Origin of the sequence: Streptomyces sp. SID12501 (assembly GCF_010550245.1) — a bacterium.
Classification (GTDB): Bacteria; Actinomycetota; Actinomycetes; order Streptomycetales; family Streptomycetaceae; genus Streptomyces.
Genome location: NZ_JAAGLU010000104.1, coordinates 1 through 1,401, shown reverse-complemented (window position 1 = coordinate 1,401; position 1,401 = coordinate 1). Strand labels below are relative to the sequence as shown.

Here is a 1,401-nt window from a genome sequence, read left to right as displayed (position 1 = left end):
AGCGGCGCACGCGGTACCGCCTGGCGCAGGCCGAGGCACGCATCCACATCTACCGCGGGTACCTCAAGGCGCTCGACGCGCTCGACGAGGTCATCGCGCTGATCCGCCGCTCCCCCGACGCGGAGGTCGCGCGCACGGGCCTCATGGAGCTCCTCGGCATCGACGAGGAGCAGGCGCAGGCGATCCTCAACCTGCAGCTGCGCCGCCTGGCCGCGCTGCAGCGCCAGGAGATCCTCGAGGAGCACGCCAAGCTGCAGGCGATCATCACCGAGCTCAACGAGATCCTCGGCTCGCCCGAGCGGCAGCGCACGATCGTGTCGGAGGAGCTCGCGACGATCGTCGACAAGTACGGCGACGAGCGGCGCACGCACATCCTGCCGTTCGACGGCGAGGTCTCGATCGAGGACCTCCTCGCCGAGGAGGACGTGGTCGTCACGATCACGCGCGGCGGCTACGCCAAGCGCACGCGCGTCGACGCGTACCGTGCGCAGCGCCGCGGCGGCAAGGGCGTGCGCGGCGCGCAGCTGCGCGAGGACGACATCGTCGACCACTTCTTCGTGACGACGACGCACCACTGGCTGCTGTTCTTCACGAACCTGGGCCGCGTGTACCGCGCGAAGGCGTACGAGCTGCCCGAGGGCGGCCGTGACGCCAAGGGCCAGCACGTCGCCAACCTGCTGGCGTTCCAGCCGGGCGAGAAGATCGCGCAGGTCCTGGACCTGCGCGACTACGAGCAGGCCGAGCACCTGGTGCTCGCGACGCGCCGTGGCCTGGTGAAGAAGACACGCCTGACGGAGTACGACTCGAACCGCACGGGCGGCGTCATCGCGATCAACCTGCGCGAGGACGACGAGGGCCGGGCCGACGAGCTGGTCTCCGCGCGGCTGGTCGACTCCGACCAGGACGTCATCCTGGTGTCGCGGCTGGGCCAGTCGGTGCGCTTCACGGCGTCCGACGAGGGGCTGCGGCCCATGGGTCGTGCGACGAGCGGCGTCACGGGCATGAAGTTCCGCGGCGACGACGACCTGCTCGCGATGGACGTCGTGCGCGAGGACGCGTTCCTGTTCACCGTCACCGAGGGCGGCATCGCCAAGCGCACCGCGCTGACGGTCGAGAACTACCGCCAGCAGGGCCGTGGCGGTATCGGCATCAAGGTCGCGAACCTGCCCGAGGCGAACGGCGAGCTCGTGGGCGCCCTGGTGACGGACGCCGACGACGAGGTGCTCGTCATCATGGAGCGCGGCAAGATCGTGCGGTCCTCGACCTCCGAGGTCAACGCCACGGGACGCAACACCCAGGGCGTGATCTTCGCCAAGCCGGACGCCGGCGACCGCATCATCGCGGTGGCCCGGAACACCGAGCGTCACCTCGCGGACGATGGCGGTACCGTGGACGAGAACG

Annotated in this window: 1 protein-coding gene; it reads left to right on the top strand. The window is 70.2% G+C overall.

From position 1 onward, the window contains the following. Positions 1 to 1,401 (top strand): DNA gyrase C-terminal beta-propeller domain-containing protein (locus G3I71_RS44605; protein WP_275409402.1); only part of this gene is annotated, 1,401 nt, incomplete at both ends.